Genomic DNA, 25,963 nt, shown 5'->3' with positions numbered 1-25,963 from the left:
AGCCATAGCCACTCCGCCCTATACCAAAACAAGTTGCAAACTTACGCCAAGCGCCTGGGCGGGCAGGTGCGGCTGACTGGGACCGTAAAAAACAGGGATGTTTTTTACGAGCCTACAGGGACGTATTCACGGCGTGTCCCAGTCAGTCGCACCTGCCCGCCTTCACCCCAAGCATGGCACAGTATCGGCAAATTGGCAGACTACCTGTTAAGCCTTGTGTGCGTTAGAATGTCCGGCCTCTTCGCACATCTTTTTTGATACGGTCTGATAAAGGGTAACTTTGGTAATGGCAGGAATGGACCAGCAATACAATCCGCGCGATGTTGAACAACAAGCCCGTACCTATTGGGAAGAAAACAACACGTTTACGGTAAAGGAAGAACCGGGCAAACCCAAATACTACTGCCTGTCCATGTTCCCCTACCCCAGCGGCAAACTGCACATGGGGCACGTGCGCAACTACACCATCGGCGACGTCATTTCCCGCTACCAGCGCATGCAGGGCAAGAACGTCATGCAGCCCATGGGCTGGGACGCATTCGGTCTGCCCGCTGAAAACGCCGCCATTGCCAATAAGACTGCGCCGGCGAAGTGGACCCACGCCAATATTGCCTACATGAAAAACCAGCTCAAGCAATTGGGCTTCGGTTACGACTGGAACCGCGAGCTGGCCACCTGCAAACCGGACTACTACCGCTGGGAACAATGGTTCTTCGCCCGCCTTTACGAAAAAGGCCTGGTGTATAAGAAGATGTCCACCGTCAACTGGGACCCCATCGACCAGACGGTGCTGGCCAATGAACAGGTGGTTGATGGCCGCGGCTGGCGCTCCGGCGCGTTGGTCGAACAGAAAAAGATTCCCCAGTGGTTTATCCGCATTACCGACTACGCCGAAGAATTGCTGAATGACCTGGACGAGCTGGAGGACTGGCCTGAGCAGGTCAAGACCATGCAGCGTAACTGGATCGGCAAATCCGTGGGTACCGAGCTGACCTTCCCCCTCAAAGGCCGCGAGGACGCATTGGACGTCTACACCACCCGCCCGGACACACTCATGGGCGTGACTTACATGGCCGTGGCCGCCGAGCACCCCATTGCCAAGGCCGCTTCCGAGCGCTATCGCGAGGTTGCTGAATTTGTCGAGCAATGCCGTAACAGCAAGGTTGCCGAAGCCGATATGGCAACCATGGAAAAGAAAGGCATTGATACCGGTTACAAGGCCATTCATCCGCTGACGCAGGAAGAGATTCCCGTTTACGTCGCCAACTTCGTGCTCATGGAGTATGGCACTGGCGCATTGATGGCGGTGCCCGGCCATGATGACCGTGACCACGAGTTCGCGCTCAAGTATCGCCTGCCCATCAAGCAGGTTATCGCCGCCACGGACAGCCGCGAAATCGACGTTCAGGAGCGTGCCTTCACCGAAAAAGGCGTACTGGTGTCGTCCGGCAAGTACAACGGCATGACCAGCGAAGAAGCCTTCAATGACATCGCCAACTACCTAGAAGAGAACGGCATCGGCAAGCGCACGGTCAATTACCGCCTGCGTGACTGGGGCGTGTCACGCCAGCGCTATTGGGGCGCACCGATTCCGATGATGACGCTGGAAGACGGTACCGAGCGACCGGTGCCAGACGACCAGTTGCCAATCACACTGCCCGAGGACGTAGAGATGGACGGCGTCCAATCTCCCATCAAGGCCGATCCGGAATGGGCAAAGACCAGCTTTGAAGGCCAGCCGGCCACGCTGGAAACAGACACCTTTGACACATTTATGGAGTCGTCCTGGTACTACGCCCGCTTCTGCAGCCCCAACTACGACAAGGGCATGCTGGACCCCGCCGCCGCCAACTACTGGCTGCCGGTGGATCAATATATCGGCGGCATCGAGCACGCCATTCTGCACCTGTTGTACGCCCGCTTCTTCCACAAACTGCTGCGGGACGTGGGACTGGTCAACAGCTCCGAGCCGTTTAACCGCCTGCTGTGCCAGGGCATGGTGCTTGCCGAAACCTATTACCGTGAAGACGCCAACGGTGGCAAGATCTGGATCTCGCCAGCGGATGTCGTCACCGAGAAGGACGATAAGGGCCAGGTGGTGCGTGCCGTTCACAAAGACGACGGACAACCGGTGGTGGCCGGTGGTGTGACCAAAATGTCCAAGTCCAAGAACAACGGAATTGATCCCCAGGCCATTATTGATGAACACGGCGCCGATACCGTGCGTCTGTTCATGATGTTTGCAGCGCCTCCGGAGCAGTCCCTGGAATGGTCCGACAGCGGCGTTGAGGGTGCCCATCGTTTTCTTAAACGCCTGTGGCGCATGGTGAGCGAACACACTGAAAGCGGAACGGCCCCTGCCCTGGACGCTGCCAACCTCGGTGAAGGCCAGCGCAATCTTCGGCGCAAGACCCATGAGACCATCGCCAAAGTGAGCGACGATGTCAGCAGACGGTTGACGTTCAACACCTCCATCGCAGCTGTGATGGAACTGCTCAACGATGTCAGCAAACTGACTGGCGATGAGCCCCAGAGTCTGGCGATTCGACAGGAAGCGCTGGAGACCGCGGTACTCGTCCTGTCTCCAATCGTTCCTCACATCTGTCACCAGTTGTGGCACGCACTGGGGCACGACGAGCCTGTGGTCGACGCGCCCTGGCCCGAGGCTGACAACGACGCCATGGTTCGCAGCGAGATTCAGGTCGTCCTGCAGGTGAACGGTAAGGTCCGGGCCAAGGCTGACGTTCCGGCGAACATTGAAAAGAGCGCACTGGAGGCTCTGGCACTCGAAAATGAGAACGTTGTCCGTTTCACTGAGGGTAAAACCGTGCGAAAGGTCATCGTTGTGCCCGGCAAACTCGTGAACGTGGTAGCGAACTGATATGAACCTCCTGGCCAGCTCCCCTAAGACACTTCTGGCTGGCCTCACCCTTTCACTTCTGGTGTCAGGGTGCGGGTTTCAGTTGCGAGGCGCTCCACCGGTGTCATCCGCATTACAGCCGCTTGCAGTTGATTGCTCCCGCAATATACCTGAACAACTGTGTCGCTCAGTGAAGGAACAACTGGAGTTGGGCAATATCGACCTTCAGCCCGCCGAGGACGCCGATCATGTGCTTAACATCAGCAACTTCCGCCAGGAACGCCGGGCCAGTGCCATTACAGTAACCGCCGCCGCAGCTGAGTATACACTTCGGCAAACGGTGGATATTGAAGTGCTGACGTCTGACAAGGTTCCGCTGATAGCGCCAGCGGACCTCAGCAGCAGCGAAACCTACCGCTACGACGAAACCAATGTACTGGCCAAGCAACGGGAGGAAGAAGCCCTTCGGGAGCAGCTCTACGACCGTCTCGCCCAGCAAATCATCTTTCGCCTGGCGCCCCTTGACCGTGCACGCATAGAACGGATAAAGAAGGAAGCGGAACAGGCACGTCATCAAGACAATGGTCAGCCATGAAGACCCAGGCCCACCAGCTCCCTCAGCTTCTCCAAAAAGGTCTGTCGCCAGTCTACCTGGTGTCGGGCGATGAGCCCCTACTGGTTCAGGAATGCTGCGACCAGATCCGGAAGACCGCGCGAGAAGCAGGTTATCAGGACCGGGTAACTTTCCACGCTGACCAGCAACTGGACTGGAACCGCGTAGGCGAAGAGTTTGGTGCGCTGTCGCTGTTTGCCGAGAAACGCCGTATCGAAATACACCTGCCTACCGGGAAACTGGGTGATGGCCGTGCGATTCTTGAAAGCGTTCTAAAGAATCCTCCCGACGACATTGTACTGCTACTGATCAGCGCACGGCTGGACGCCGCCGAAACCCGACGGAAGTGGTACAAGGAGTTGCAGGACAAAGGCGTACACGTGCCGGTTTGGCCTATTGATACTGATAAATTCCCCGGCTGGCTGCAACAGCGGGCTCGCAACCATGGCCTCAGCCTCACCCGCGGTGCACTGGACATTCTGGCGGAACGACTCGAGGGTAACCTCCTGGCAGCGAGCCAGGAACTGGATCGCCTGGCGTTGCTGGATTCCGGCGCCACCATCGACGAAGACGTCGTGGAACAGGCTGTTCAGGACAGCTCCCGCTTCAACGGCTTTGAACTGGTGACAGAACTCCTCGCCGGCCGGGCCGCCCACGCCCGCAAAATCGTCGGTGTTCTTCAGCAGGAAGGCGAGAACCCGCTGGGATTGCTGGCGGTGCTGACACGGGACCTGAACCTCACCATGGAGCTGAATATCGCCGCTGCCAAACGGGAAAATACCACCGGCTTCCTGAAGAAACGCGGCGTATTCCAGCCCCAGCGCGCAAGGGCCGTTGAACAAGCGGCAAAACGCCTGAACCGTCACCAACTCAACAGCGCACTGGAGCTCTGCAGCACCACCGACAGAGCCGCCAAAGGCTTTGATACGCTCTCCCCCTGGCACTACCTACATGACCTGATCACCTTGCTTGCAAGGCGCGCATGAGGCTGTGGAATAGCCGTCAATCCTGCTTGACAGTTTTCGACATTCGGTAGCATCGTATAATCGTTAACTGTTAAAGGAGGTGCATAATATGAGCTTCCAGGACGAACTGAAAAAGCTGTCTGAAAAAATTAAACAGTACCGTGACGAAGCGCGGGTTCAGATGCATCTGGCCCATGAAGACGTGAAAGACGAGTGGGACGATCTGGAGAAGGACTGGGAACGGTTTCGCAGCAAACTCGATTACATTCTTCACGATGCCGAAGACGCGTCAAAAGAGGCGCGCCAGACCGCTCATAAATTGGGCGAAGATTTAAGAAAGGGCTACCAGAATATACGTAACCGAAAGAAGTAAAGTGTTAACCGGTTAACATAATGCCACAAATAGCCACACAGAGGCTCTTTCCCGGCGGAGCCTCTGTGGCATACTTCTCAATATCAATGAATGAACCGTCATTTTTCTGACTGGCCAGCTTTAATTACTGCCCTTCATGGCCCGATCAGCAAAGGCGCTCTCACGCGCTGAGAGGTATAAATGGCCCATGAAAACTGAAAACGTTGTTTTGGTCGCACTGGCGGCCTTGCTTATCCCGTCTCTCGTCATTAGCCAGAACACCCGCTTCAGTGATCCGGATACCGTTGTGAAAAACGAATTCTGGGGCAACCTGTATGCCCAGGGTGGCAACTCCTTCTTCTGCGGCACGCCATTCAAGAGCAAAGGTTTTGTCCTTACGGAAGGCTATGTATACCCTCTGGCAGAGGTTCGCAGTGCGCTTGGGTGTGGCACCAGCAGTCAATGCGACGATGACGACAGGTACCGGCAGATTGCATCGGATCTTCACAACATGGTTCCCGTACGCAGTCGTATTGAAATGTCCAGAAGAAACGCGATCTACGAGGAACTGGGTGATGCAAGCAAGCCCGACGAGTGCGGAATTCGCGAGAGCGCGCAGTTTTTTGAACCACCGCAAAAGGTGAAAGGCGATATTGCCCGCACGGTGGCCTATATGGTGAACACCTATGACCTGCCCTGGGCAGGCGCTTTCCGGGTGTTCAAGAGCTGGAACCAGATCGACCCGCCAGATGATAGAGAGCTTGTCCGCCATCGACAGATTGCCGACATTCAGGGTAACGAAAACCCTTTTGTTCTTGATCCTGGCCGGGTAGAAAACCTGTAAGCGATTACATAGAGCTGCATTAAAAAGGCAGGCCCGCGGGCCTGCCTTTTTGTTGACTGCTGACTGTTCAGAACTCCTCAGCCGTCAGCGCCATCATTGAGTCGCTACCGCTGCGAATGCCTTCAGCCAGTGCTACGGTCTTTGGCAGCAATCGGTCGAAGTAGAAGCGTGCGCTCTTCACCTTGCCGGTGTAGAAGCCGGAGGTGTCGCCATCGGCCTTCGGTGCCGCGGCTTTAACCATTTTGGCCCACATATAGCCGAGGGCCGTCAGGCCAAACAGGTCGAGGTAGTCCACGGAAGCCGCGCCAACAGCGTCCGGGTTATCACCAGCCTGCTTGATCACATGCTCGGTCACATCCGACAGGCGCTCAAATGCTGCCGCCAATGGTTCCAGGTAAGGGCGCAAGTTCTCGTCGCTGCTGTTTTCCTCAATGAAGGTAGCCACGTCCTCGGCAAATAGCTCATAAAGCTTGCCCTGGCTGCCGACCACTTTCCGACCCATCAGGTCCAGCGCCTGGATGCCGTTCGTGCCTTCGTAGATCTGCGTTATGCGGCAGTCGCGAACCAGTTGTTCCTGGCCCCACTCCCGGATAAAGCCGTGACCGCCGAAAACCTGCTGGCCCATGATACAGGCATCCAGGCCACGATCGGTCAGGAAAGCCTTCGCCACCGGTGTCAGCAGCGCCACCATACCCTCGGCATGCTTGCGGCGTTCGTCATCGTCGGAATACTTGGCAATATCCAACCACTGGGCGACATAGGTGGAGAACGCACGCCCCCCTTCCACATAACCTTTCATGGTCAGCAGCATGCGGCGCACATCAGGGTGGACCAGAATCGGGTCCGCGGCTTTTTCCGGCTGCTGGGCACCCGTGGGTGCTCGGCTCTGGATACGCTCAAGAGCGTATTCACGAGCGCTCTGCAGCGAAGCTTCCGCAGCGCCAATGCCCTGAACGCCGACACCCAGACGCTCATAGTTCATCATGGTAAACATAGCGGCCAGGCCCTTGTTCTCCTCGCCGACCAACCAGCCTTTGGCACCGTCAAAGTTCATTACGCAGGTGGCGGACCCTTTGATGCCCATCTTCTTCTCCAAGGAGCCACAGCTAAGGCTGTTGCGCTCACCAAGGGAACCATCGTCATTTACCGCAAACTTGGGCACCAAAAACAGGGAAATCCCCTTGGGGCCCTTGGGCGCATCCGGCAGCTTCGCCAACACCAGGTGGATGATGTTCTCCGCCATGTCGTGCTCGCCCCAGGTAATGAAAATCTTGGTGCCCGTTACACTGAAGGAGCCATCGCCATTAGGCTCGGCCTTGGTGCGGATAATCCCCAGATCCGTGCCCGCATGAGGTTCCGTCAGGTCCATCGCGCCTGACCAGGTACCCGCGTACATGTTGGGCAGGTATTTTTCCTTGAGCTCCTGACTGCCATGGGCGTCCAGGGCCAGGCAGGCGCCCGCCGTCAGCATCGGGGCGAGGCCAAAGGCCATGTTGGCGGCCTGCATCATCTCCTCGAACTGGGCCACCAGAGTTTTTGGCATACCCATACCGCCAAACTCCGGGTTGCCGCCCAGGCCGTTCCAGCCGCCCTCAACGATGGTCTGGTAGGCCTCACGAAATCCCTCGGGGGTGGACACGTCGCCGTCATTCCACTTGCAGCCCTGCTCATCACCCTCGCGGTTCAGGGGAGCCAGCACACCACTGGTAATCTTACCGGCTTCTTCCAGAATGGCGTCGGCAGTATCCGGATCAACGTTCTCTGCCACTTTGGGCAGCGATGCCCAAAGTGCCGGCGCATCAAATACTTCATTCAGGACAAAGCGCATGTCACGTAAAGGTGCCTGATAATCAGCCATCTCAAAACTCTCCACAATTCATTCAGTCTGCGAAGTGAACAACAATGGACCTTTGGCCCTGATCACTTCCTCGGCTATGTGTCCGCACAGGTTATTTTTATCGGGCCCATTCTACCCTATCGGCGCCCCCAACTCATGAGCCCCGGCAGCCTTGGCAACAAAAAAGCCCGCCTCCTGAGAGAGCGGGCTTTTTCTGGCTCCCTGAAGCCCGCCTTATAAGGCGAAGGCTTCTTCGGGCATGTCCATCAGGCTGTCGGAGCCAGCCAGCATGCTTTCGGCATGTCCTTTGGTGCGCGGCAACATGCGCTTGAAATAGAAGCGCGCTGTCTGGATCTTGGCGTTATAGAACATTTCTTCGGTTGTACCTTCCACCATCTTGTCCAGCGCGACCTTGGCCATACGGGCCCATAGATAGGCGAACACAGCGTAACCGGAGTACATCAGGTAATCCACAGACGCAGCTCCCACTTCCTCGCGGTTCTTCATGGCTGTCATGCCAACCTTCATGGTCAGATCGCCCCACTCCTTGTTCAGGGCCGCCAGCGGCTCAACGAATTCCTTGAGCTGCTCGTTGTCAGCGTTTTCCTTGCAGAATACATGAACCTGCTTGGTAAAGCCTTTCAGCGACTCACCCTGGGTCATAAGAACTTTGCGGCCCAACAGGTCAAGCGCCTGAATACCCGTAGTTCCCTCGTAGATCATACCGATACGGGAATCACGAACATTCTGCTCCATGCCCCACTCGGAGATAAAGCCGTGGCCGCCAAACACCTGCATGCCCAGGTTGGCAGCTTCGTAGCCAATCTCAGTCAGGAAGGCCTTGGCAATCGGAGTCAGGAAGCCCAGAGCCTCGTCAGCAGCCTTACGCTCTTCCTCGGTCTTGCCACTGTGAACGATATCGGCCTGCTGCGCGGTAAGGTAGATCAGTGCACGGGCGCCTTCGGCGACAGTTTTCTGAGTCAGCAGCATACGGCGCACGTCGGGATGGACGATGATCGGATCCGCAATACCTTCCGGATTCTTCGGGCCACTCAGAGAGCGCATGGCCAGACGATCCTTGGCGTAGGCCAACGAGCCCTGGAAGCCAAGCTCAGCGGCACCCAGACCCTGAATGGCGGTACCGATACGGGCAGTGTTCATAAAGGTGAACATGCAGTTCAGGCCCCTGTTCTCGGGACCGATCAACCAGCCTTTGGCGCCGTCGAAGTTCATCACGCAGGTGGAGTTGCCGTGGATACCCATTTTGTGCTCGATGGAGCCACAGGAAACCGCGTTGCGCTCACCGGATGAGCCATCGTCGTTAGGCAACTGCTTGGGCACGATGAACAGGGAGATGCCCTTGGTACCTTCCGGCGCTCCCGGAAGTCGCGCCAGCACGATATGGACGATGTTCTCGGCCATGTCGTGCTCACCCGCAGAAATGAATATCTTGGTGCCGGTGATGGCGTAAGTGCCATCGGCATTCGGCTCTGCTTTGGTGCGCAAGGTGCCCAAATCGGAGCCACAGTGCGGCTCGGTCAGACACATGGTGCCGGTCCACTCGCCACTGATCAGTCTGGTCAGGTAGGTCTGCTTCTGCTCTTCTGTGCCGTGGGCCTCAATGGTGTTGGTGGCGCCATGGCTGAGACCAGGGTACATACCAAAAGACCAGTTAGCGGTACCGACCATCTCACTCATCACCAAGCCAAGTGAGTGTGGCAGGCCCTGACCGCCATAATTGGGATCAGCGGTCATGGACGGCCAGCCGCCTTCCACGTACTGCTGATAGGCCTCTTTGAAGCCGGTTGGCGTTTTCACGCCGTCTTCGCTCCAGGTGCAGCCTTCTTTATCGCCCACCTGGTTCAGCGGAGACAGAACCTGCTCACAGAACTTGGCACCTTCCCCGATGATGGCATCGACCATATCCGGAGTTGCATCTTCGGCGCCTTCCAGATTGGCGTAGTGCTGCTCGCTGTCCAGCAGCTCGTTCATTACGAATTTAATGTCACGCAGGGGCGCTTTGTAGTCAGGCATGGAATCCACCTCAGGTTTTCGGTCTCAGCTGCGACACGGTCACAACACTCAGCCTCGGGATTTACTCATACGCTCAGCAAGAGAAGCCGAACGCCAATAAAACACTTGTTTGAAACATACGTTTAGAGGCACAGAATTGTCAATAGGCGTGATCAAAATTTGTGTTGTGTTTTGTCGCGAATGTTTGCCGATGGTTTGGGCAAACGGGGAGGCTTGAGACTAAAAAGGAGCTTTTTTCAGGCGGTTGCCCGGAAGGATGAAGAGGGATTGGCGCTTACATCGTTGCTCTCGATGCCGGAGATGACCTGATAGGCATTGGTCGCTTCCCGCGACTGCTTTGCATTGGTTTCGTCACCCGCCTCGTCCTCGGACACTCCAGATTGCGCGGACTCGTCAGTGCGACCCAATTCCGAGGAGAGTTCAGCTTGTGCCTGCAGCATCAACTGCATGGCCTCTGCTGCCACCGCCCGGTCTTGCGGGGAAGGCTCTGCCGGCGCCAACGCAGCGGCCCTGACCACACGCATTTTATCGATTGTCGCCTGGGGATCTCCCCGCACGGGCGAGGTGCTGATCGAGACCTCGCCACCGACAGCGTACTGCGCACCGTCGGGGCCCCGCTCATACACGTAGGAAATGGAACCGGCGTACTGGCCACCAACCGCCTGATGGGCTGCCTCATGGGCACGAACCTCACGGTCCCTGGCTTTCAGATCCGTAAGCAGTTTCAGCTCTGCCTCATCCAGGCCCTGAGCATCCTCAACGCTGGAACCCTGCGAGCGGGTACGATCCTCCGCAGCATTACCGTCAGCTACGCGACCGGACCCGGAGGTTTCAGGAGATGTTCGAGATGAAGATGATGCGTCCGAAGATGGCCGGAGAGGGGCACCCGCAGCTGCGTCTCCCGAGCCAACGGAAGGCGCAGGAACGGCAGGAGCCATTGACGGAAGGGAGCCCGAAATCATCATGTCAGCAGACTGGCCGTCGAATCAAAAGGACCTGAACAGGGCTCGGACGCCCTGAGAGGGTTCAGGCAGTAATATCCAGAAGCGTTCCCAGGGTTTCGTCGGCGGTTTTCACTACCTGGCCGAGGCTTCAACGCTGCGCTCGTACAGCTTTAGATCAATGATCGGTTCCACGAGGCCACCGACACCTTCTGCCGTGCCCTGGGGGCCATCAACACCGCCACGGGCAATCCTGCGGGCGGCATTCTCCATGCCTTGCATGCCGTCCTGGATACCCTGAATACCAATGCCTAATGTATTGCTGATCATAACCGCTCAGCCCAATGACCATATATTGACACCAGTAAGCCACAAACTTGGTCAATTTTCAAACAAAACGGCAACATCCAAAGCTTTGGCCAGCTCCTTCGGGTCGGCACGCTCCTGCCATGGCAACACCCCCAGGCATGGCGCGGGCAGGTTCCGAATCAGATAATCGAGGGTTTCCTGCTCACAGTTCATGGCCGCTGGGTCCGGCCGATTGGCCACCCAACCTGCGATAGACAAGCCATCGCGGCGGATAGCTTCAGCGGTTAACAGTGCATGGTTGATACAGCCCAGTTTCAGGGGTACCACCATAATGACAGGCATACCCAGAGCGACGGGCATGGCGGCGTAGGTTTCACGATCATTGAGCGGTACCCGCCAGCCGCCGGCACCCTCCACCAACAGCAAATCCGCCGGACGCATCTGCAACCCGCGGCAAAATCCGACCAGCCGTTCCGCCGTGAGGTGCCGCCCCGCCTGGGCCGCTGCCACATGGGGCGCGATGGCGGGCTGCAAGGCTACCGGGTTCACCTGATTGTAAGGCAACGGTTCCGACATGGATTCCATCAGTATCAGCGCATCTTCATTGCGCAGCCCCTCCGGTGTTTCGTCGCAACCAGACGCCACCGGCTTCATCGCAAGCGTTTTCTTCCCCAGGGTAGCGGCCGCCTCAAGAATCGCAGCAGACACCAGCGTTTTCCCCACGCCGGTGTCGGTACCCGTCACAAAGTAACTCTTTCTGGCCATAGATCAATGAATCCCCGTGTCAGTCTGGCAGACGGCAACCCAGCCATGCCGATGTGTAAGTGGCCTGTATCCGGCCTTCCCCGTCTCGCGGATAATAACGGCACATGGCCCGCAAACGGCCAGGCGCGGTTGCGCTTTGACGCCGCGATACGCCTTTGTACCCGGCGCCAATAGCCTTGAGCTCCGCCAGGAGAGCCAGCGGTGAGGGGTAATCCAGTGAAATCGTCTCGATCGCAAGTTGCGGGGCGGGGAGCGTTTCGAATGCCTGCTCCCGAAAACGCGCTTCCGATTCAAAACGATTCACATGCTGGTGCCCGGGGTCTGCCCTGTGCCATGCTTCCCGAAGTTCGTCGAGGGTACCCTCCAGCAATGTCGACACCAATAGCCGACCGCCTGGGCGTAGAACCCGGCGGCATTCTGCGAGCACACCGGCCGGGTCACGGCACCACTGAATCATCAAGTTGCTGAAGACCACGTCCACACTGTTATCCGGCAACGGCAACGCCTCTGCATCCGCCTCGACCCACCGGATGCCAGCCGGGTTGGCTGATCGGGCGTAACGAAGCATTCCCGCAGAAATATCAACGCCGGTCACCTGGCTCCCCCGAATCGACGCCAACTGCCCTGTAAACCACCCAGTGCCGCTACCTAGATCGAGTATCTGGAGTCCATCTGCGCACTGGGCCTGATGCAGCCCTTCCTTCAACTGGTCCAGCAAGACCTGGCCCATATAGCGCTGCAGCCGGGCAGCGGGATTGTAGGTATGGGAAGCTGAGCCGAAATCGCGGGCAATTGTGGATTTCGGAGGCACCCAGTCGTGGGTATTGGTTGTTACAGGGTCCATTCAACCTCCTTGCCGAAAACAAACTGAAGGATTTCGTCATGGCAACGCGAAAGCGCCTGCCCTCGAGGCCAATGGGTCATACCGGGTACCCTAACGACCTTGGCGGCTGGAGACGGATGAAACGAGTGCTCCCAACATTCAACGACCACATCGTTGCTCGCCTGAAGATGCAGCGTCGGCACTGGTAAAGCACCCCACAGAGACCGCTGATCTTCGCTGCCCAACCAGTCCAGGCCCCAAACCAGGTTCACGCCGCTAACGGAAGGCCCTCGCGCAAGCCAAGGGCGCAGTTCCTGCAGGGCTTGCGACTCATCATGGCTGCCGTGAATCAAAAGTCGCTGAAAGCGCCGCCAGGCAAGGCCGGCGTTTTGCGACACCTGTTCCCGGAATGTTTCAAAGGTATCCACTGCCATCCCTGTGGGCCACTGCTCCCCAGCCACAAAGCGAGGAAACCCCGCCAGAGTGATTGCCTTGCGGACCTGGGGACAACTGCGTGAGGCAGCCGCCATAACCACCTGCGCCCCCTGGGACCAACCCGCCCAAACTGACGGGCACGGATAACGCTCCAGCAGATAATCCGCCACCCCCGTGATCGAGTCGCATCGGGACATCAGGGCATCGTTCAGCGATATCAGATGAATCTCCCCTGGCCAGCGATCAAACAGCGGAAGCAAGATGGCGGCGTCGACTCCCCAACCACCCACAACCACTAGCGGGATTCGTGATTCCACAACGTTCATACCACCTCTGCAGAGGGCCTGTTCAGTAGTGAGCGGCAGTCCGCCAATGCGGACAGCAACGTTGCCAGGTCTTCCGACGAATGCGCAGCGCTGAAGGTGACCCGCAAACGGGCCTGACCTTCCGGCACAGTCGGCGGCCTGATCGCCGTAACCATTAGCCCCCTCTCCTCCAGGGCCTGGCTCAATGCAAGGGCTGCCCAGTTGTCGCCAACCATGATTGGCTGAATTGGTGTGCGCGATGGCATCAACTCATAGCCCAGTGCCGATACCTCCTGGCGAAACTCTGAGATCAGCATCTGCAGGTGACTGCGACGGCTATCTTCCCGCTCGATCAGATCAAGGCTGGCACAGGTGGCCAGAGCGATGGCTGGGGGCATGGCGGTGGTGTAGATGTAGGTGCGGGCCTTCTGTACCAGGTAATCCATCAACAGCTGCGGGCCAGCCACAAAGGCGCCACTGGTGCCCACAGCCTTGCCCAGGGTACCGATCAGCACGGGAACCTCCTCCTCGGACAATCCCAGCTCCATCAGGCTGCCCCGCCCCTGAGGCCCCAGGACGCCCAGGCCATGGGCATCATCCACCACCAAAAGGGCATCGTGCGCCCGGCACAGTGCTGCCAGCTCCCTCAATGGCGCGATATCCCCGTCCATGCTGAATACGCCGTCTGTCACCACCAACTTGTGGCCAGCGGTAGCGGCAAGCATGTCAGCCAGGGCACTCATATCACCGTGGCGATAACGACGCACCCTGGCGCGGCTGAGGACACAACCATCGATGATGGAGGCGTGGTTCAGGCGATCAGAGAAGATGGTATCGCCACGGCCAGCCAGCGCCGAGATAACGCCCATATTGGCCATGTAGCCGGTCGAAAAAAACAGCGCAGCACTGCGGCGGGTAAAATCCGCTAGCCGCAGTTCCAGTTGGTGGTGGGCATCGTGGTGACCACAAATCAGATGCGAAGCGGCGCCGCCAAAACCGGTGTTTGGCATGGCGTCCGTGGCGGCCTTTATAATCCCGGGGTGATTCGCCAGCCCCAGGTAATCGTTGCTGCAAAATGACAGCAGCGGCACGCCATCGGAAACCAACGCGGGCTGTTGGGGGCTGCTGATCTGGCGGCGGGTGCGGTAAAGCCCCGCCCGTTTCCGCTCTTCCAACTCTGCCGCGAAGTCACGCATGGTCAATTCTCACCGGCATACTGTCTGCCTATGCAGACTCACGGGTGGCATCGTAGAACATGTGACGGGTCTGTTCGTATTCGACCGCATCCACAATGGCTTCTTCCGCTTCCTGTTCGGTGCAGGACTGCTCGCGCTCTTCAGGCCGAATGCCCAGACGCTTGAACAACTCGCGGTCCGCATCCGCCTCGGGGTTGGCGGTCGTCAGCAGCTTCTCGCCATAGAAAATCGAGTTCGCACCAGCCAGGAAGCACAGGGACTGCATCTGCTCATTCATATTTTCACGGCCCGCAGACAATCGCACGTGCGAGGCAGGCATCATGATCCGAGCAACAGCGATGGTCCGGATAAAATCGAACGGGTCCAGATCTTCCACATTTTCCATCGGCGTTCCTGCCACCTTCACCAGCATGTTCACCGGCACGCTCTCCGGATGGTGGGGCAGATTCGCCAACTGAACCAGAAGGCCAACACGATCGTCAGGGTCTTCGCCCATGCCCACGATGCCGCCGCAGCATACTTTCATGCCTGCATTACGGACATTCTCGAGGGTGTCCAGCCGGTCCTGATAGGTGCGGGTGGTAATGATATGGCTGTAGTACTTTTCGGACGTATCCAGATTGTGGTTGTAGTAATCCAGCCCGGCTTCGGCCAGCTCGTCGGCCTGTTCCTGCTCCAACATGCCGAGGGTCATGCAGGTTTCCAGGCCCAGGGATTTAACCTGGCGCACCATATCCACGACATATTCCATGTTTTTCTTCGACGGGCTACGCCAGGCCGCCCCCATACAGAAACGGGACGCACCCTTTGCCTTGGCGGCCTTGGCTTCCGCAACCACTTTTTCAATTTCCAGCAATTTTTCCTTTTCCAGGCCGGTGTTGTAATGACCGCTCTGGGGGCAGTATTTACAGTCTTCCGGGCAGGCACCGGTCTTGATGGACAGGAGCGTGCTGATCTGCACCTCATTGGGATCGAAATGCTCACGATGGACGCTCTGGGCGCGAAACACCAGGTCATTGAATGGCAGTTCGAACAACGCACGGGCTTCCTGCATGGTCCAATCGTGGCGCGGTGAGGTAGAAGGCGCGGCAGAAGGCGCTATAGAGGGTGCATCGGCGTGTGCGGTGGCAGTCATGATTCAGTCCTGTTAACTTTACCGGGATTCTGGTTTACGGATTGAACAGATGATAAAGGGACTGAAATCGCTGTCAACCTTGATAACACCAAAGGTTAACAGCACGAAACGGATTCCGCGCGCTCAAATCAGCATCAAAGGCCTGTTTCCGCTGCGCGGCGGGCAATGCGTGGCCTGCCTGGAACCGCATGCCCATTTCGGGCTCTGCACTCCCTGCCGGCAGGACTTGCCCGCCAACCACTCGCACTGCCGCTGCTGCGCACTGCCTATCGCCTACGCTGGCGATGACCTCATCTGCGGTCAGTGCCTGAAAGACCCACCGCCCTTCAGCCGAATCGTCGCGCCCTGGCGCTATCGATTCCCGGTTGACGGTATGGTCCAACGCTACAAATACAATGGCCAACGCGCCTATGCCCGCCCCCTGATCCAGGATCTGGGCACTCATCTGACATTGATGCTGGAGACCCATCCTGAACGCACGCCGGACCTGCTTCTGGCCAGCCCGATGCATCCGGCCCGTCGACGAAAACGAGGATTCAATCAAGCGGCGGATATTGCAGAGCACATCAGCCGTCAATCGGGCATTCCCTGGAGCGCTGACCTCGTCGTCAGGAACCGGCGCACCCGCCCACAACGAGGACTGAACCGCGAAGAGCGCCTGGCCAACCTGCGGGGAATCTACCAGGTTACCCGTATACCACCGGCCAGTATTGCCATCGTTGATGACGTGGTCACCACCGGCGCCACTGCGCGAAGCCTGACTGAAGTGCTGCTTGAGGCCGGCGCCAGGGAGGTTCAGATCTGGGCGCTGGCAAGAACCCCCGGATAAAGGTATGCAAACGCATTAGTCGGCGAGCTGCCCTGCCACTTCATCCGCAATGGCCAAAGCAGCCGTTAATCCCGGCGACTCAATGCCGAACAGGTGCACCAGCCCGGCAACGCCGTGCCGACGTTCTCCGGCGATCCGGAAATCCGCAAACCCACCATCCGGGCCAGCAAGCTTGGGACGAATGCCGGCATAGGCGGGCTGCAGGCGGGACTCGTCCAATGCTGGCCACCAACGGCGAATACTTTCAGCAAATGACCTTGCCCGACCGGGGTCAACCGAGAAGTCCACCCGCTCTATCCATTCAACATCGGGCCCGAATCGAGCCTGGCCCGCCAGATCAAGCGTCAGGTGAACGCCGAGGCCGCCTGGTTCAGGGATAGGGTATACCAATGAACGGAAGGGGTGGCGACCGGAATAGCTGAAGTAGACACCACGGGCCAGCCACTGGCGGGGCGCGATATCCGCTGGTACTCCCTGCCAGCTCGTGGCCAATGGTACTGCTCCGAGGCCGGCTGCGTTCACCACCCGTTGCGCCCTGAGCTCACAGGGCGCTGGCCCTCCAACCTGCAACCGATGCCCTCCGTCACAGGTCGCCGCACGCTCTACAGGCGCCTGGCGGACCAAATGGCCACCGTAGTCCTCCAGCTCTCCCAGCAACGACAGCATCACTCCATGACTGTCTACAATGCCCGTTTCCGGTGAGTACAACGCCTCCTGGGCGGTCACGTCCGGCAGAGAAACCCGCAAGGCCCTGCGGGTTACCCTCTGGAGCAGAACACCGTTGCGAAGGGCCTGACTGGCGATAGTGTCGAGCCTCTCCACCTGGGACACGCCATTGGCAACAATCCACTTGCCGGTTTTGCGGTGGTCGATGCCACGGGTCTGACAGTACTCATACAACATCCGACGACCACGAACACACAACCGGGCCTTGAGGGAGTCCTCGGGATAGTAGATCCCAGCATGGATAACCTCACTATTGCGGGACGACACCCCTTCGCCAAAGTGAGCGCCGGATTCCAGCACCAACACCTCCCTGCCCTGCATGGCCAGCGTCCTGGCCACTGCGAGGCCGACAATGCCGGCACCGACGACCACGGTATCTGCCTGTACTATGTCTCGCCCTGTCATCTGCTTTAACGTCACCCGCGTTGTGTTTCGATCGTTTGTCAGCATCACCAACACGCTCGTTGGCTAAAAAGCCCGAATCGCATTACGGTGTCGCCCCCGAAACGTTATACTTGGCCGTGAATTGAGTGCACGGAGCAGGGAACCGATGTCTGACAGGAAGCAGTTTATTATTGTAATGCTGGTGGCGGCCATATTTGTTGGCTGGCTTGGCTGGCGAGGCTTTGAAGTCATCAGCCTGAACCAGGCACTGAAGGCCGATGAAATGGTGGCCAACTATCCTTATCAGCATCGTGTTCTCAGGGTTGAAGGAGGGACCGCCATCATGAGCTCACTGCGCTCCCATGAAACCTCGACGCACGAAGCACTCACCACCATTTTTCCGAGCATGCGTAACCTGGGAGATAATGATCGTGACTGGCAACGGGCCGAGCGTGAACTGGCCCAGGTCCAGGCCCAGGCAGGCAACATCGTCCTCAGCGCGTCTGGCATTGATCGGGTGCGATGGGAACTGGACGAAAACTGGTATCACCTCGCCAGCATGAAGTCCCAACAGAGTTCGAGATACTAAACCTTATTTATGACCGAAACCTCCAGCCATCCTTACGACGCCCTTACCCCCGATACCATTCTTGATGCCCTGGAAGACGCCGGATTTGTGGTCAGTGGACGTCTGTTTGCCCTCAACAGCTACGAGAACCGTGTTTACCAGATTGGTATTGAAGACCAGCCACCGGTAATCGCCAAGTTTTACCGTCCGGGGCGCTGGAGCGAAGCCCAGATCCGGGAAGAACATCAGTTTACCGTCCAGTTGCTCAACGCCGATATTCCGGTCGTGGCGCCTATGGCTATGCCCTCCGGCGATACGCTGGGCCGCTGCGGAGACTTTCTGTTTGCCGTATTTCAGCAGCGGGGCGGGCAGGCGCCCGACACCAGCGTGACAGATACCCTGTACCGCCTTGGCCAGTGGCTGGGCCAGCTCCACAATATCGGTGACACTGAGCCCTTCAACCATCGCCCGGTTATGTCGATTCTTTCGGGCATTGAGGATAACAATCGGTTCCTTACGGAAAACCGCTGGATTCCAGATGACCTTCGGCCAGCGTGGGACTCGCTGATTCCCGATCTTGTCGACCACTGCGCCCGTCGGATCGATGACGCTGGCGAGGTGCACTCCCTGAGAATTCATGGTGACTGCCACGCCGGCAACATCCTCTGCCGCGAGGAACAGATGCTGTTTGTCGACCTGGACGATTGCCGTACCGGGCCTGCGATTCAGGATTTGTGGCTGTTACTGAACGGAGATGACGTTGAACGTGGCCAGCAATTTGGTGAACTACTGGAAGGCTACGAGATGTTCCGCGATTTCAATCGTCGTGAGCGTCATCTGATTGAACCCATGCGCTGCTTCCGGCAGATTTCCCACTGCACCTGGCTGGCCAAGCGCTGGGACGACCCGGCCTTCCCGCGTTTCTTCCCCTGGTTTGCCCAGCCGCGTTTCTGGTCCGACCAGATCCTGTCACTTCGGGAACAACTGGCGGCACTACAGGCCCCTTCCATTCATGTACCCGGCCAATATTGAGGCCACTATTACCGACAGACCGGAGACCAACCGATGAGCCAAAGTGAGGCCCGATTTACCGTCCGCAGCCTGATTGTCACTGCCATTGCCACCATCATCGTTACCATCGTGGTTTTGGAGGCCAGCGGGCGGATTGATCATGCCGAGAATAAGGATCATGTGCCGGTGGGGGAATTTGAGGCCGTTCACATCAAACCTGGCGAAGAGTTCCGCATGTCGCCCAAGTCATCGGAACTCCACGCTGTCTGCGAACAGGGGTATCTGGCCATCGCCGCCGATGTGGACCCGGAGTTCCGGGGCATCCTCGTTGATTACAAGAACCGGGGCGTACGCTGCAGCCGAGGCCCGACACCCGCACACGACAGGCCTGTCCATGAGGGCCAGGAGCCAGCAGACAATGGCTGACAGGAACAAAAAACCGGGCCAGGCGCTGGACCGTCTGTTCGCCACTGAACGGGAAACCGGAGAATTCCGGTTTGACACATCGGTGGCTCGGGTATTTCCGGACATGATCCGGCGCTCAGTACCGGGTTACACCACGATTATTCCGATGATTGAAGTGATCACCGAACAGTATGCCCGCCCGGGCAGTCACTGCTACGATCTCGGCTGCTCGCTCGGCGCCTCCACTCTGGCCATGCGCCATGGCATTGGGGACCGCGACTGCACCCTTACAGGCGTGGACAACTCGGCTGCCATGATTGAGCGTTGCGAGCATTATATTGCTCTGGACGACCACCCATTGCCGGTTTCACTGCGGTGCGAGGACATCCTCGACACCCCGATTGAGAACGCGTCGGTGACCACCCTGAACTTCACACTGCAGTTCGTGGCGCCAGACAGACGCGCAGAACTGATGGCTCGCATCGCCGACGCCACACTGCCCGGCGGAGTACTGATCCTCTCCGAGAAAATTCGCTTTGAATCCGATTCCGAGCAATCGACACAGACCCAACTCCATCACGAGTTCAAACGGGCCAACGGCTATTCTGACCTGGAGATCAGTCAGAAGCGTTCCGCCCTGGAACAGGTACTGATACCGGAAACCCTGGCCGAACACCGTGAGAGACTGATAAACGCAGGATTTAGTCAGGTTATGGTGTGGTACCAGTGTTTCAACTTTGTCTCCATGCTCGCCATTAAATCGCACTGAACGGAGCCTCCATGACGACCTTCAACTGGCAGGGGTGCTTTGCCCCGCTGCTTGACGATCTTGATAGCCGTGGCCTTGAGCGCTGGCGAAAGCAACTGCAGCAACAGCTACAAAAGCGCTTTGACGACAACCCTCATGGGGATATTGCCCGATGGAACCGGGCTCTGGACACCCTGCCCCACATTGGTGATGCCACGGCGAACCTGAACCAGTCGGCCATTACCCTGAACTCCGACCAGCCCCTCAGCACAGAAGACCGTGCAAAGCTCGAAGAAGGGCTGCGAGGACTGATGCCCTGGCGTAAGGGCCCGTTCGAGTTCTTTGGCACCTATATCGATACCGAGTGGCGCTCCGACTGGAAGTGGGACCGCGTAGCCCCCTACCTGTCAGACCTGAGTGGTCGGCAGATACTGGATGTCGGTTGCGGCTCTGGCTATCACTGTTGGCGCATGCTGGGTGAAGGGGCTGGCCGGGTAATTGGCATCGACCCGGGACTGTTATTCCTGTTCCAATTTCTCAGCGTCAAACAGTATGCAGGCCAGGAGCAGCGCATTGATCTGCTCCCGGTGCGCGTAGAGGATCTGCCGCCAAAGCTGGAAGCATTCGACACCACTTTCTCAATGGGTGTGCTCTACCACCGTCGCTCACCACTTGATCACTTACTGGAACTGAAAGACACACTCCGCCCGGGTGGCGAACTGGTGCTGGAAACGCTGATAGCGGATGGGCCGGAAGGTTACAGCCTGATGCCGGAGGACCGCTACGGCCGGATGCGCAACGTCTGGTTCCTGCCCAGCTGCGACACTCTGTTGCGCTGGCTGGACCGAACCGGTTTTCGCAACGCCCGCGTGGTGGATGTGACAGAAACCACGATCGAGGAGCAACGCAGCACTGACTGGATGCAATTCCAGTCGCTGCAGGACTTTCTCGACCCGGACGACCCAACGAAGACCGTGGAAGGCTATCCGGGTCCGAAAAGGGCGACGGTTATCGCGGACAAGCCCTGAAGGTGTCCGCGATAACCCGGGAAGGTTACTCGCCGAAGGGGTGGCGCAGAATGACTGTCTCTACCCGGTCAGGACCGGTGGAAATGATATCGATCGGTGCTTCGATCTGCTCTTCCAGGAAACGGATATAGGCCCTGGCGTTCTCCGGTAACTGGTCCAGGCCTGTCAGCCCGACCGTGCTCTCCTGCCAACCCGGAAGATCCGCATACACCGGCTCAATGTCCTTGTAGGTATCGCAACCGATCGGCGGGCGGGTAATCTCCCCGTTAGGCGTTTTGTAGCCAATGCACACCTTCACCGTATCCATGCCATCGAGCACGTCCAGCTTGGTCAGGCAGATGCCCGATACGCTGTTGATCTGGATGGCGTGGCGCAGTGCAACCGCATCAAACCAGCCACAACGGCGTGAACGCCCGGTGGTGGTGCCAATCTCGTTGCCCTTGACCGCCAGGTGATGGCCCATATCGTCAAACAGCTCGGTCGGGAACGGACCGGAACCGACACGAGTGGTGTAGGCCTTGGTGATCCCCAGCACGTAATCCAGGAACAACGGCCCAAAACCAGACCCGGTAGCCGTGCCGCCAGCCGTGGTATTTGAGGAGGTGACGTACGGGTAGGTACCCAGATCAATGTCCAGCAGCGAGCCCTGCGCACCTTCAAAGAGGATGTGTTCGCCGCGCTTGCGAAGGTCATGGAGGATATCCGTGACGTCGGCAGACATGGGTAGAATTTCCTCGCCCATGGTCATCAGTTCGGAAAACGCCTGATCAATGTCTTCGGGCTCTTCCTTGAAGTACTCGGTCAACACGAAGTTATGGTACGACATGATTTCCCGGAGCTTCTCTTCAAAGCTCTTCGGGTCACACAGATCTCCAACGCGAATCCCACGGCGGGAAACCTTGTCTTCGTAGGCCGGCCCGATACCGCGACCGGTGGTGCCAATCTTGTCGACACCTCGCGCTCGCTCGCGCGCCTGATCGATACGAACGTGGGTCTTGAGGATGACCGGGCACGCCAGACTGATCTTCAAACGCTCCCGCACAGCAACCCCATTGCCTTCGAGTTCGCGGACTTCCTTCAGCAACGCTTCCGGAGAGAGCACGACGCCGTTGCCAATCAGGCACTGGACATTCTGGCGAAGAATGCCAGACGGAATCAGATGAAGGGCGGTTTTCTTGCCTTCAATAACCAGGGTATGGCCGGCATTGTGGCCGCCCTGAAAGCGCACCACCGCCGCAACCTTATCGGTCAGCAGGTCAACAATCTTGCCTTTTCCTTCATCACCCCACTGGGTGCCCAGCACTACAACGTTTTTACCCATGACTCTCTCTCAGTGCGGCCCCGCCAATTGATGGGGTGCCCGCAGGTTTACCTGTAAATGAGTGGCCCGACCCCGAAGGTCATCAGTCCAACTGCTCCACGACCCACTGGCCGTCTCGCTTCACCAGGGCACGATCGCAATTGCGCGTGCCAGGATCAACGCCCTCGTCTTCCGGCAGGGCGCGGATAACCGTCTCCGTCATCCGCAGGCCGGAAATCACGCCATCCAGCGCAGGATCCTCGGTGGCTGGCGCCCATATGGCCTTGCCAGCGCGGCCGGTTCGCTGACCAAGTGAGACCAGCGCACGGATATCAAGACTAAAGCCCGTCGCCGGACGTGCACGGCCGAAATCACTGCCAATGGCATCGTAGCGACCGCCCTTGGCAACCGCGTCACCATGCCCCGGCACATAGGCCGCAAACACGAGCCCGGTATGGTAGTTGTATCCTCGAAGCTCACAAAAATCGAACCCGAAGCTTACCTCTGGATAGCTCGCGGACAGCATATCCGCCACTCGATCCAGTTGATCCAGCGCCTGACGAAGCGGTTCCGGCGCCCCTTCAAGAATGCGCTTTGCCTCACGCAGGGCATCCTTCCCACCGCTGACTCTGGCCAGTTCTCTGAGCATGCCGCCAGCAGAACCCGGTGGGCACCCGCCCAGCAATTCATCCAGTTCCGGCACAGACTTACGGGCCATGGCATCAAAGATGGCCGCGCCGGTATCGCGATCAAACCCGGCCTCTCCAACCAATGTCTCGTAGATCGCGACATGGGCAAGATCCAGATGGATTCTGGGCAAACCCGATACACGCAGGGTTTCAAGCATCAGGCTGATCACTTCCAGATCCGCCGATTCGGAGGCGCTACCAAACAGCTCGCAACCCGCCTGGATGGGCGTGCGCCCTGTCAGCATATGGCGCGGTCGGGTGTGGAGCACATGGCCGGCATAACACAGCCGCGTAATACCTTCCTGGCCGAGGGTATGGGCATCAATGCGTGCTGCCTGCGGCGTCATGTCCGCACGCAGCCCCATCATCCGGCCGGTCAGCTGATCAGTCAGCTTGAAGGTCTGAAGCTCCAGGTCGTGCCCGGTGCCCGTAAAAAGTGATTCGAGGTATTCGATCAACGGCGGGATAACCAGCTGGTAACCCCAACGCTGGCAGGTATCCATTACATCCCGGCGCAGGGATTCAATCTGTCCAGCCAATGGCGGAAGGATGTCTTCCACGCCATCAGGCAGTAGCCAGCGATCAGATACTGTCATGAGATTCGGTTGTCCGTTCTGTCCCGGGGCGGAAGCTTCTTGCCGCGAGAGTGCACAGGATTTAGGGCGATGCTCGGGGAAAGATAAAAACCCGAACCAAAACCGGCAGAATTTTACACTGTTGGCAGACACAAAAAAACCGGAATACCGAGGTATTCCGGTTTTGTCACTACCATCGTCGTGGTTAGCGGTTTCCCTGAGGGTCCTTCAGGAACTTCAGGAAGTCGCTATCAGTGTCGATGACCATGATGTCGTCTTCATTGGCAAAGGTGTTCTGATAGGCTTCCAGACTGCGGTAGAAGCTATAGAACTCGCTGTTAGCCCCATAGGCATCGGCATAGATCTGGGCGGCCTGAGCATCACCTTCACCACGCATTTCCTCAGCCTTGGCAAAGGCTTCCGCCAGGATGACGGTGCGCTGGCGATCAGCATCCGCGCGAATACCCTCCGCCAACTCGCGACCGCGGGAGCGGAATTCCTGCGCCAGCTTCTCGCGCTCAGTGGCCATTCGACGATAAACGTTCTGGCTTACCTGCCCTGGGAATTCAATGGCCTTGACGCGGATATCCACCACTTCAATACCGAATGCCTCGACCGTATTCTCGGTTATGCGATCCCGCAGGATCTGCATCAGCTCATCACGCTGGCCGGAAACAACCTCGACCATAGTCCGAACACCAAACTCATCCCGTAAGCCATTGTCCACCCTGGACAACAGCAGTTCGGAGGCGCGGTATTCGTCGCCACCGGTGGCACGGTAGAACTGGTCGACATCGCGAATCTTCCAGGCGATGTAGGAGTCTACATCAAGAGGCTTCTTCTCGATGGTCAGGTACTGACGCGACGGAAGGTCGGTGGTCAGCAGACGGATATCGAACTCCCGCACTTGATCAATCACCGGCACCTTGAAATGGATACCTGCTTTTATGTCGGTTTCGATCAATTCACCGAACCGAAGCAGCACACCACGGTGAGTTTCCGGAATGATGTACACACTGGAGAGCGTAACGAGTACGACGATCAGGGCGCCTGCAAGGCCCACAATACTTTTGGGTCCCATCATTATCTACTCCTCCGAACGCCAGTATCCTGTCTGCCACGCAGCTCCTGAATCACCTGATCTGACAGGGTCTTGATGTCGATGTCACTGCCGGAGCTTCCGGAACCGCTCTGGCTGCCGGTGCTGGCACCGGAACGGTTAGTCAGCCTATCCAGAGGCAGGTACATCATATTGTCGCTGCTCTGGGTGTCCACCAGCACTTTGCTGGTATTCGACAGAACCCCTTCAAGCGCCTGGATGTACATACGCTCGCGAGTGACTTCCGGCGCAGTCTGATACACACCAAGAACCGCCAGGAAACGTGAGGTTTCACCACGGGCACGCTCAATCACTTCTTCCTTGTAGGCCGCCGCTTCCTCGGTCAGGCGCTGTGCCCGGCCACGAGCCTCGGGGACCACTTTATTGCGGTAGGTTTCAGCTTCTTCCTTGACCTGCTGCTCGTCCTCACGGGCGCGCTGCACTTCACGGAAGGCATCCTGCACCGCATCGGGTGGCTGAGTGCTCTCGACGTTGACACGGACAATGGTCAAGCCAGTGCCGTATTCTTCCAGGAAGCTCTGCAGGCGCTGCTCCACGCGAACGGCCAACTCGGCACGACCTTCCGTCAACACGTCATCAAGTGTTGAGCTACCAACTTCATGGCGCAAGGCACTGTCAGTAGCAAACGCCAATGCCTGGTTGGAATCACGGACGTTCAGCACATAAGCCTGAGCATCACCAACACGATACTGGACCTGAAGGTCGACAGAGACGAGGTTCTCGTCCTGTGTCAGCATCTGGCCTGTAGATTCCGCATTCCGGACGTTCGTCACCCGGACCAGATAAACGCTATCGATCAACGGAACCTTGAAGCGCAGACCCGGCGTTTCAGTACGACTGAACTCGCCAAAGCGAAGCACAACCGCACGCTCCTGCTCGTTCACGGTGTAGAACGATTGAAAGACCACGTATCCGGCAAAAATGATGGCCGCCAACGCCAGGATGGCACCAAAACCGCCGGCGCCACCCGAGGACGAACTGCCGCCACTGCCTCCGGACTTGTTGCCCTTGCCACCCAGCAAGCGATTGAGCTTGTCGAGACCCTTTTTCAGCGCCTCGTCCAGGTCCGGTGGGCCCTGGTCATTTCCGCCACGACCACCACCAGTACCCCAGGGGTCATTGTCGTTGCGGTTTCCACCCGGTTCATTCCAGGCCATAGTGTTCTC

Annotated in this window: 24 protein-coding genes and 1 pseudogene; 11 read left to right on the top strand and 14 right to left on the bottom strand. The window is 58.1% G+C overall.

The genetic code is table 11. The annotated features are described in order from the left end of the window. Positions 1-295: 295 nt before the first annotated feature. The 5 genes from leuS (at position 296) to R1T46_RS10105 (ending at position 5,634) form a co-directional block, all read left to right on the top strand. Complete coding sequence (leuS, locus tag R1T46_RS10125) at positions 296-2,881, top strand: leucine--tRNA ligase (RefSeq protein ID WP_317308291.1); 2,586 nt, start codon at positions 296-298, stop codon at positions 2,879-2,881. Position 2,882: 1 nt separating this feature from the next. Beyond that, on the top strand, positions 2,883-3,455 hold the full coding sequence (gene lptE / locus R1T46_RS10120) for an LPS assembly lipoprotein LptE (protein WP_317308149.1): 573 nt from the start codon (positions 2,883-2,885) through the stop codon (positions 3,453-3,455). Further along, a complete protein-coding gene (holA, locus tag R1T46_RS10115; RefSeq protein ID WP_126812012.1) occupies positions 3,452-4,459 on the top strand; it encodes a DNA polymerase III subunit delta in 1,008 nt (335 codons plus the stop codon). The genes lptE and holA overlap by 4 nt, the downstream gene beginning before the upstream one ends. Before the next feature lie 88 nt (positions 4,460-4,547). Then, a complete protein-coding gene (locus tag R1T46_RS10110) occupies positions 4,548-4,811 on the top strand; it encodes a hypothetical protein (RefSeq protein WP_126812010.1) in 264 nt (87 codons plus the stop codon). A 187-nt stretch (positions 4,812-4,998) separates the two neighbouring features. After that, positions 4,999-5,634: an endonuclease gene (locus R1T46_RS10105; protein ID WP_317308148.1), complete on the top strand. Its 636-nt coding sequence runs from the start codon at positions 4,999-5,001 to the stop codon at positions 5,632-5,634. A gap of 67 nt (positions 5,635-5,701) precedes the next feature. Here R1T46_RS10105 and R1T46_RS10100 read toward each other — a convergent pair whose 3' ends face one another. From R1T46_RS10100 to bioB, 9 genes and pseudogenes are all read right to left on the bottom strand, one after another. Further along, the gene (locus R1T46_RS10100) at positions 5,702-7,492 is read right to left on the bottom strand and encodes an acyl-CoA dehydrogenase C-terminal domain-containing protein (RefSeq protein ID WP_317308147.1); all 1,791 of its coding nucleotides are present in this window, start codon (positions 7,490-7,492) and stop codon (positions 5,702-5,704) included. Positions 7,493-7,705: 213 nt separating this feature from the next. After that, positions 7,706-9,505 carry an acyl-CoA dehydrogenase C-terminal domain-containing protein gene (locus R1T46_RS10095; RefSeq protein WP_317308146.1) on the bottom strand — a complete coding sequence of 600 codons (1,800 nt, stop codon included), beginning with the start codon at positions 9,503-9,505 and terminating at the stop codon, positions 7,706-7,708. Between the two features lie 236 nt (positions 9,506-9,741). Next, complete coding sequence (locus R1T46_RS10090; protein WP_317308145.1) at positions 9,742-10,443, bottom strand: putative metalloprotease CJM1_0395 family protein; 702 nt, start codon at positions 10,441-10,443, stop codon at positions 9,742-9,744. An 88-nt stretch (positions 10,444-10,531) separates the two neighbouring features. Further along, positions 10,532-10,776: pseudogene (locus tag R1T46_RS10085) on the bottom strand (flagellar biosynthesis protein FlgE). A 51-nt stretch (positions 10,777-10,827) separates the two neighbouring features. Continuing rightward, positions 10,828-11,520 carry a dethiobiotin synthase gene (bioD, locus tag R1T46_RS10080; protein ID WP_317308144.1) on the bottom strand — a complete coding sequence of 231 codons (693 nt, stop codon included), beginning with the start codon at positions 11,518-11,520 and terminating at the stop codon, positions 10,828-10,830. A 19-nt stretch (positions 11,521-11,539) separates the two neighbouring features. Then, complete coding sequence (bioC, locus tag R1T46_RS10075; protein ID WP_317308143.1) at positions 11,540-12,364, bottom strand: malonyl-ACP O-methyltransferase BioC; 825 nt, start codon at positions 12,362-12,364, stop codon at positions 11,540-11,542. Further along, positions 12,352-13,104: an alpha/beta fold hydrolase gene (locus R1T46_RS10070; RefSeq protein ID WP_317308142.1), complete on the bottom strand. Its 753-nt coding sequence runs from the start codon at positions 13,102-13,104 to the stop codon at positions 12,352-12,354. The genes bioC and R1T46_RS10070 overlap by 13 nt, the downstream gene beginning before the upstream one ends. Next, positions 13,101-14,279, bottom strand: coding sequence for an 8-amino-7-oxononanoate synthase (gene bioF / locus R1T46_RS10065; RefSeq protein ID WP_317308141.1), 1,179 nt, complete (start codon positions 14,277-14,279; stop codon positions 13,101-13,103). Before bioF ends, R1T46_RS10070 begins: the two co-directional genes overlap by 4 nt. Positions 14,280-14,307: 28 nt before the next feature. After that, positions 14,308-15,414 (bottom strand): biotin synthase BioB, encoded by a 1,107-nt coding sequence (bioB, locus tag R1T46_RS10060; RefSeq protein ID WP_407070165.1) that lies wholly within the window; start codon positions 15,412-15,414, stop codon positions 14,308-14,310. Positions 15,415-15,463: 49 nt separating this feature from the next. Here bioB and R1T46_RS10055 point away from each other — a divergent pair, with 49 nt between their 5' ends. Continuing rightward, positions 15,464-16,243 (top strand): ComF family protein, encoded by a 780-nt coding sequence (locus R1T46_RS10055; protein WP_036209756.1) that lies wholly within the window; start codon positions 15,464-15,466, stop codon positions 16,241-16,243. 15 nt (positions 16,244-16,258) lie between these two features. On the opposite strand, the gene R1T46_RS10050 is transcribed toward R1T46_RS10055, so the two are convergent. Then, positions 16,259-17,374 (bottom strand): NAD(P)/FAD-dependent oxidoreductase, encoded by a 1,116-nt coding sequence (locus tag R1T46_RS10050; protein WP_317308289.1) that lies wholly within the window; start codon positions 17,372-17,374, stop codon positions 16,259-16,261. A 145-nt stretch (positions 17,375-17,519) separates the two neighbouring features. On the opposite strand from R1T46_RS10050, the gene R1T46_RS10045 reads away from it, so the two are divergent. The 5 genes from R1T46_RS10045 to cmoB are packed head-to-tail and all read left to right on the top strand — an operon-like array spanning position 17,520 to position 21,113. Continuing rightward, the gene (locus tag R1T46_RS10045) at positions 17,520-17,942 is read left to right on the top strand and encodes a hypothetical protein (protein ID WP_317308140.1); all 423 of its coding nucleotides are present in this window, start codon (positions 17,520-17,522) and stop codon (positions 17,940-17,942) included. A gap of 9 nt (positions 17,943-17,951) precedes the next feature. Beyond that, positions 17,952-18,953 carry a serine/threonine protein kinase gene (locus tag R1T46_RS10040; protein ID WP_075196528.1) on the top strand — a complete coding sequence of 334 codons (1,002 nt, stop codon included), beginning with the start codon at positions 17,952-17,954 and terminating at the stop codon, positions 18,951-18,953. Between the two features lie 33 nt (positions 18,954-18,986). Then, the gene (locus R1T46_RS10035; RefSeq protein ID WP_036209750.1) at positions 18,987-19,358 is read left to right on the top strand and encodes a hypothetical protein; all 372 of its coding nucleotides are present in this window, start codon (positions 18,987-18,989) and stop codon (positions 19,356-19,358) included. Further along, a complete protein-coding gene (cmoA, locus tag R1T46_RS10030; RefSeq protein WP_036209747.1) occupies positions 19,351-20,106 on the top strand; it encodes a carboxy-S-adenosyl-L-methionine synthase CmoA in 756 nt (251 codons plus the stop codon). Before R1T46_RS10035 ends, cmoA begins: the two co-directional genes overlap by 8 nt. Before the next feature lie 11 nt (positions 20,107-20,117). Next, on the top strand, positions 20,118-21,113 hold the full coding sequence (cmoB, locus tag R1T46_RS10025) for a tRNA 5-methoxyuridine(34)/uridine 5-oxyacetic acid(34) synthase CmoB (protein ID WP_036209745.1): 996 nt from the start codon (positions 20,118-20,120) through the stop codon (positions 21,111-21,113). Positions 21,114-21,138: 25 nt separating this feature from the next. Here cmoB and R1T46_RS10020 read toward each other — a convergent pair whose 3' ends face one another. The 4 genes from R1T46_RS10020 to hflK form a co-directional block, all read right to left on the bottom strand. After that, positions 21,139-22,434, bottom strand: a complete 1,296-nt coding sequence (locus tag R1T46_RS10020) for an adenylosuccinate synthase (protein WP_036209743.1) — start codon at positions 22,432-22,434, stop codon at positions 21,139-21,141. Positions 22,435-22,516: 82 nt separating this feature from the next. After that, a complete protein-coding gene (locus R1T46_RS10015) occupies positions 22,517-23,698 on the bottom strand; it encodes an ATP phosphoribosyltransferase regulatory subunit (RefSeq protein WP_036209740.1) in 1,182 nt (393 codons plus the stop codon). Between the two features lie 184 nt (positions 23,699-23,882). Further along, positions 23,883-24,758: a protease modulator HflC gene (gene hflC / locus R1T46_RS10010; protein WP_036210314.1), complete on the bottom strand. Its 876-nt coding sequence runs from the start codon at positions 24,756-24,758 to the stop codon at positions 23,883-23,885. A 2-nt stretch (positions 24,759-24,760) separates the two neighbouring features. Beyond that, positions 24,761-25,954, bottom strand: a complete 1,194-nt coding sequence (gene hflK / locus R1T46_RS10005) for an FtsH protease activity modulator HflK (RefSeq protein WP_036209736.1) — start codon at positions 25,952-25,954, stop codon at positions 24,761-24,763. Positions 25,955-25,963 lie beyond the last annotated feature (9 nt).

It is taken from the genome of Marinobacter salarius (assembly GCF_032922745.1).
Lineage (GTDB): Bacteria > Pseudomonadota > Gammaproteobacteria > Pseudomonadales > Oleiphilaceae > Marinobacter.
This window is presented reverse-complemented; position numbering and strand designations above follow the sequence as displayed.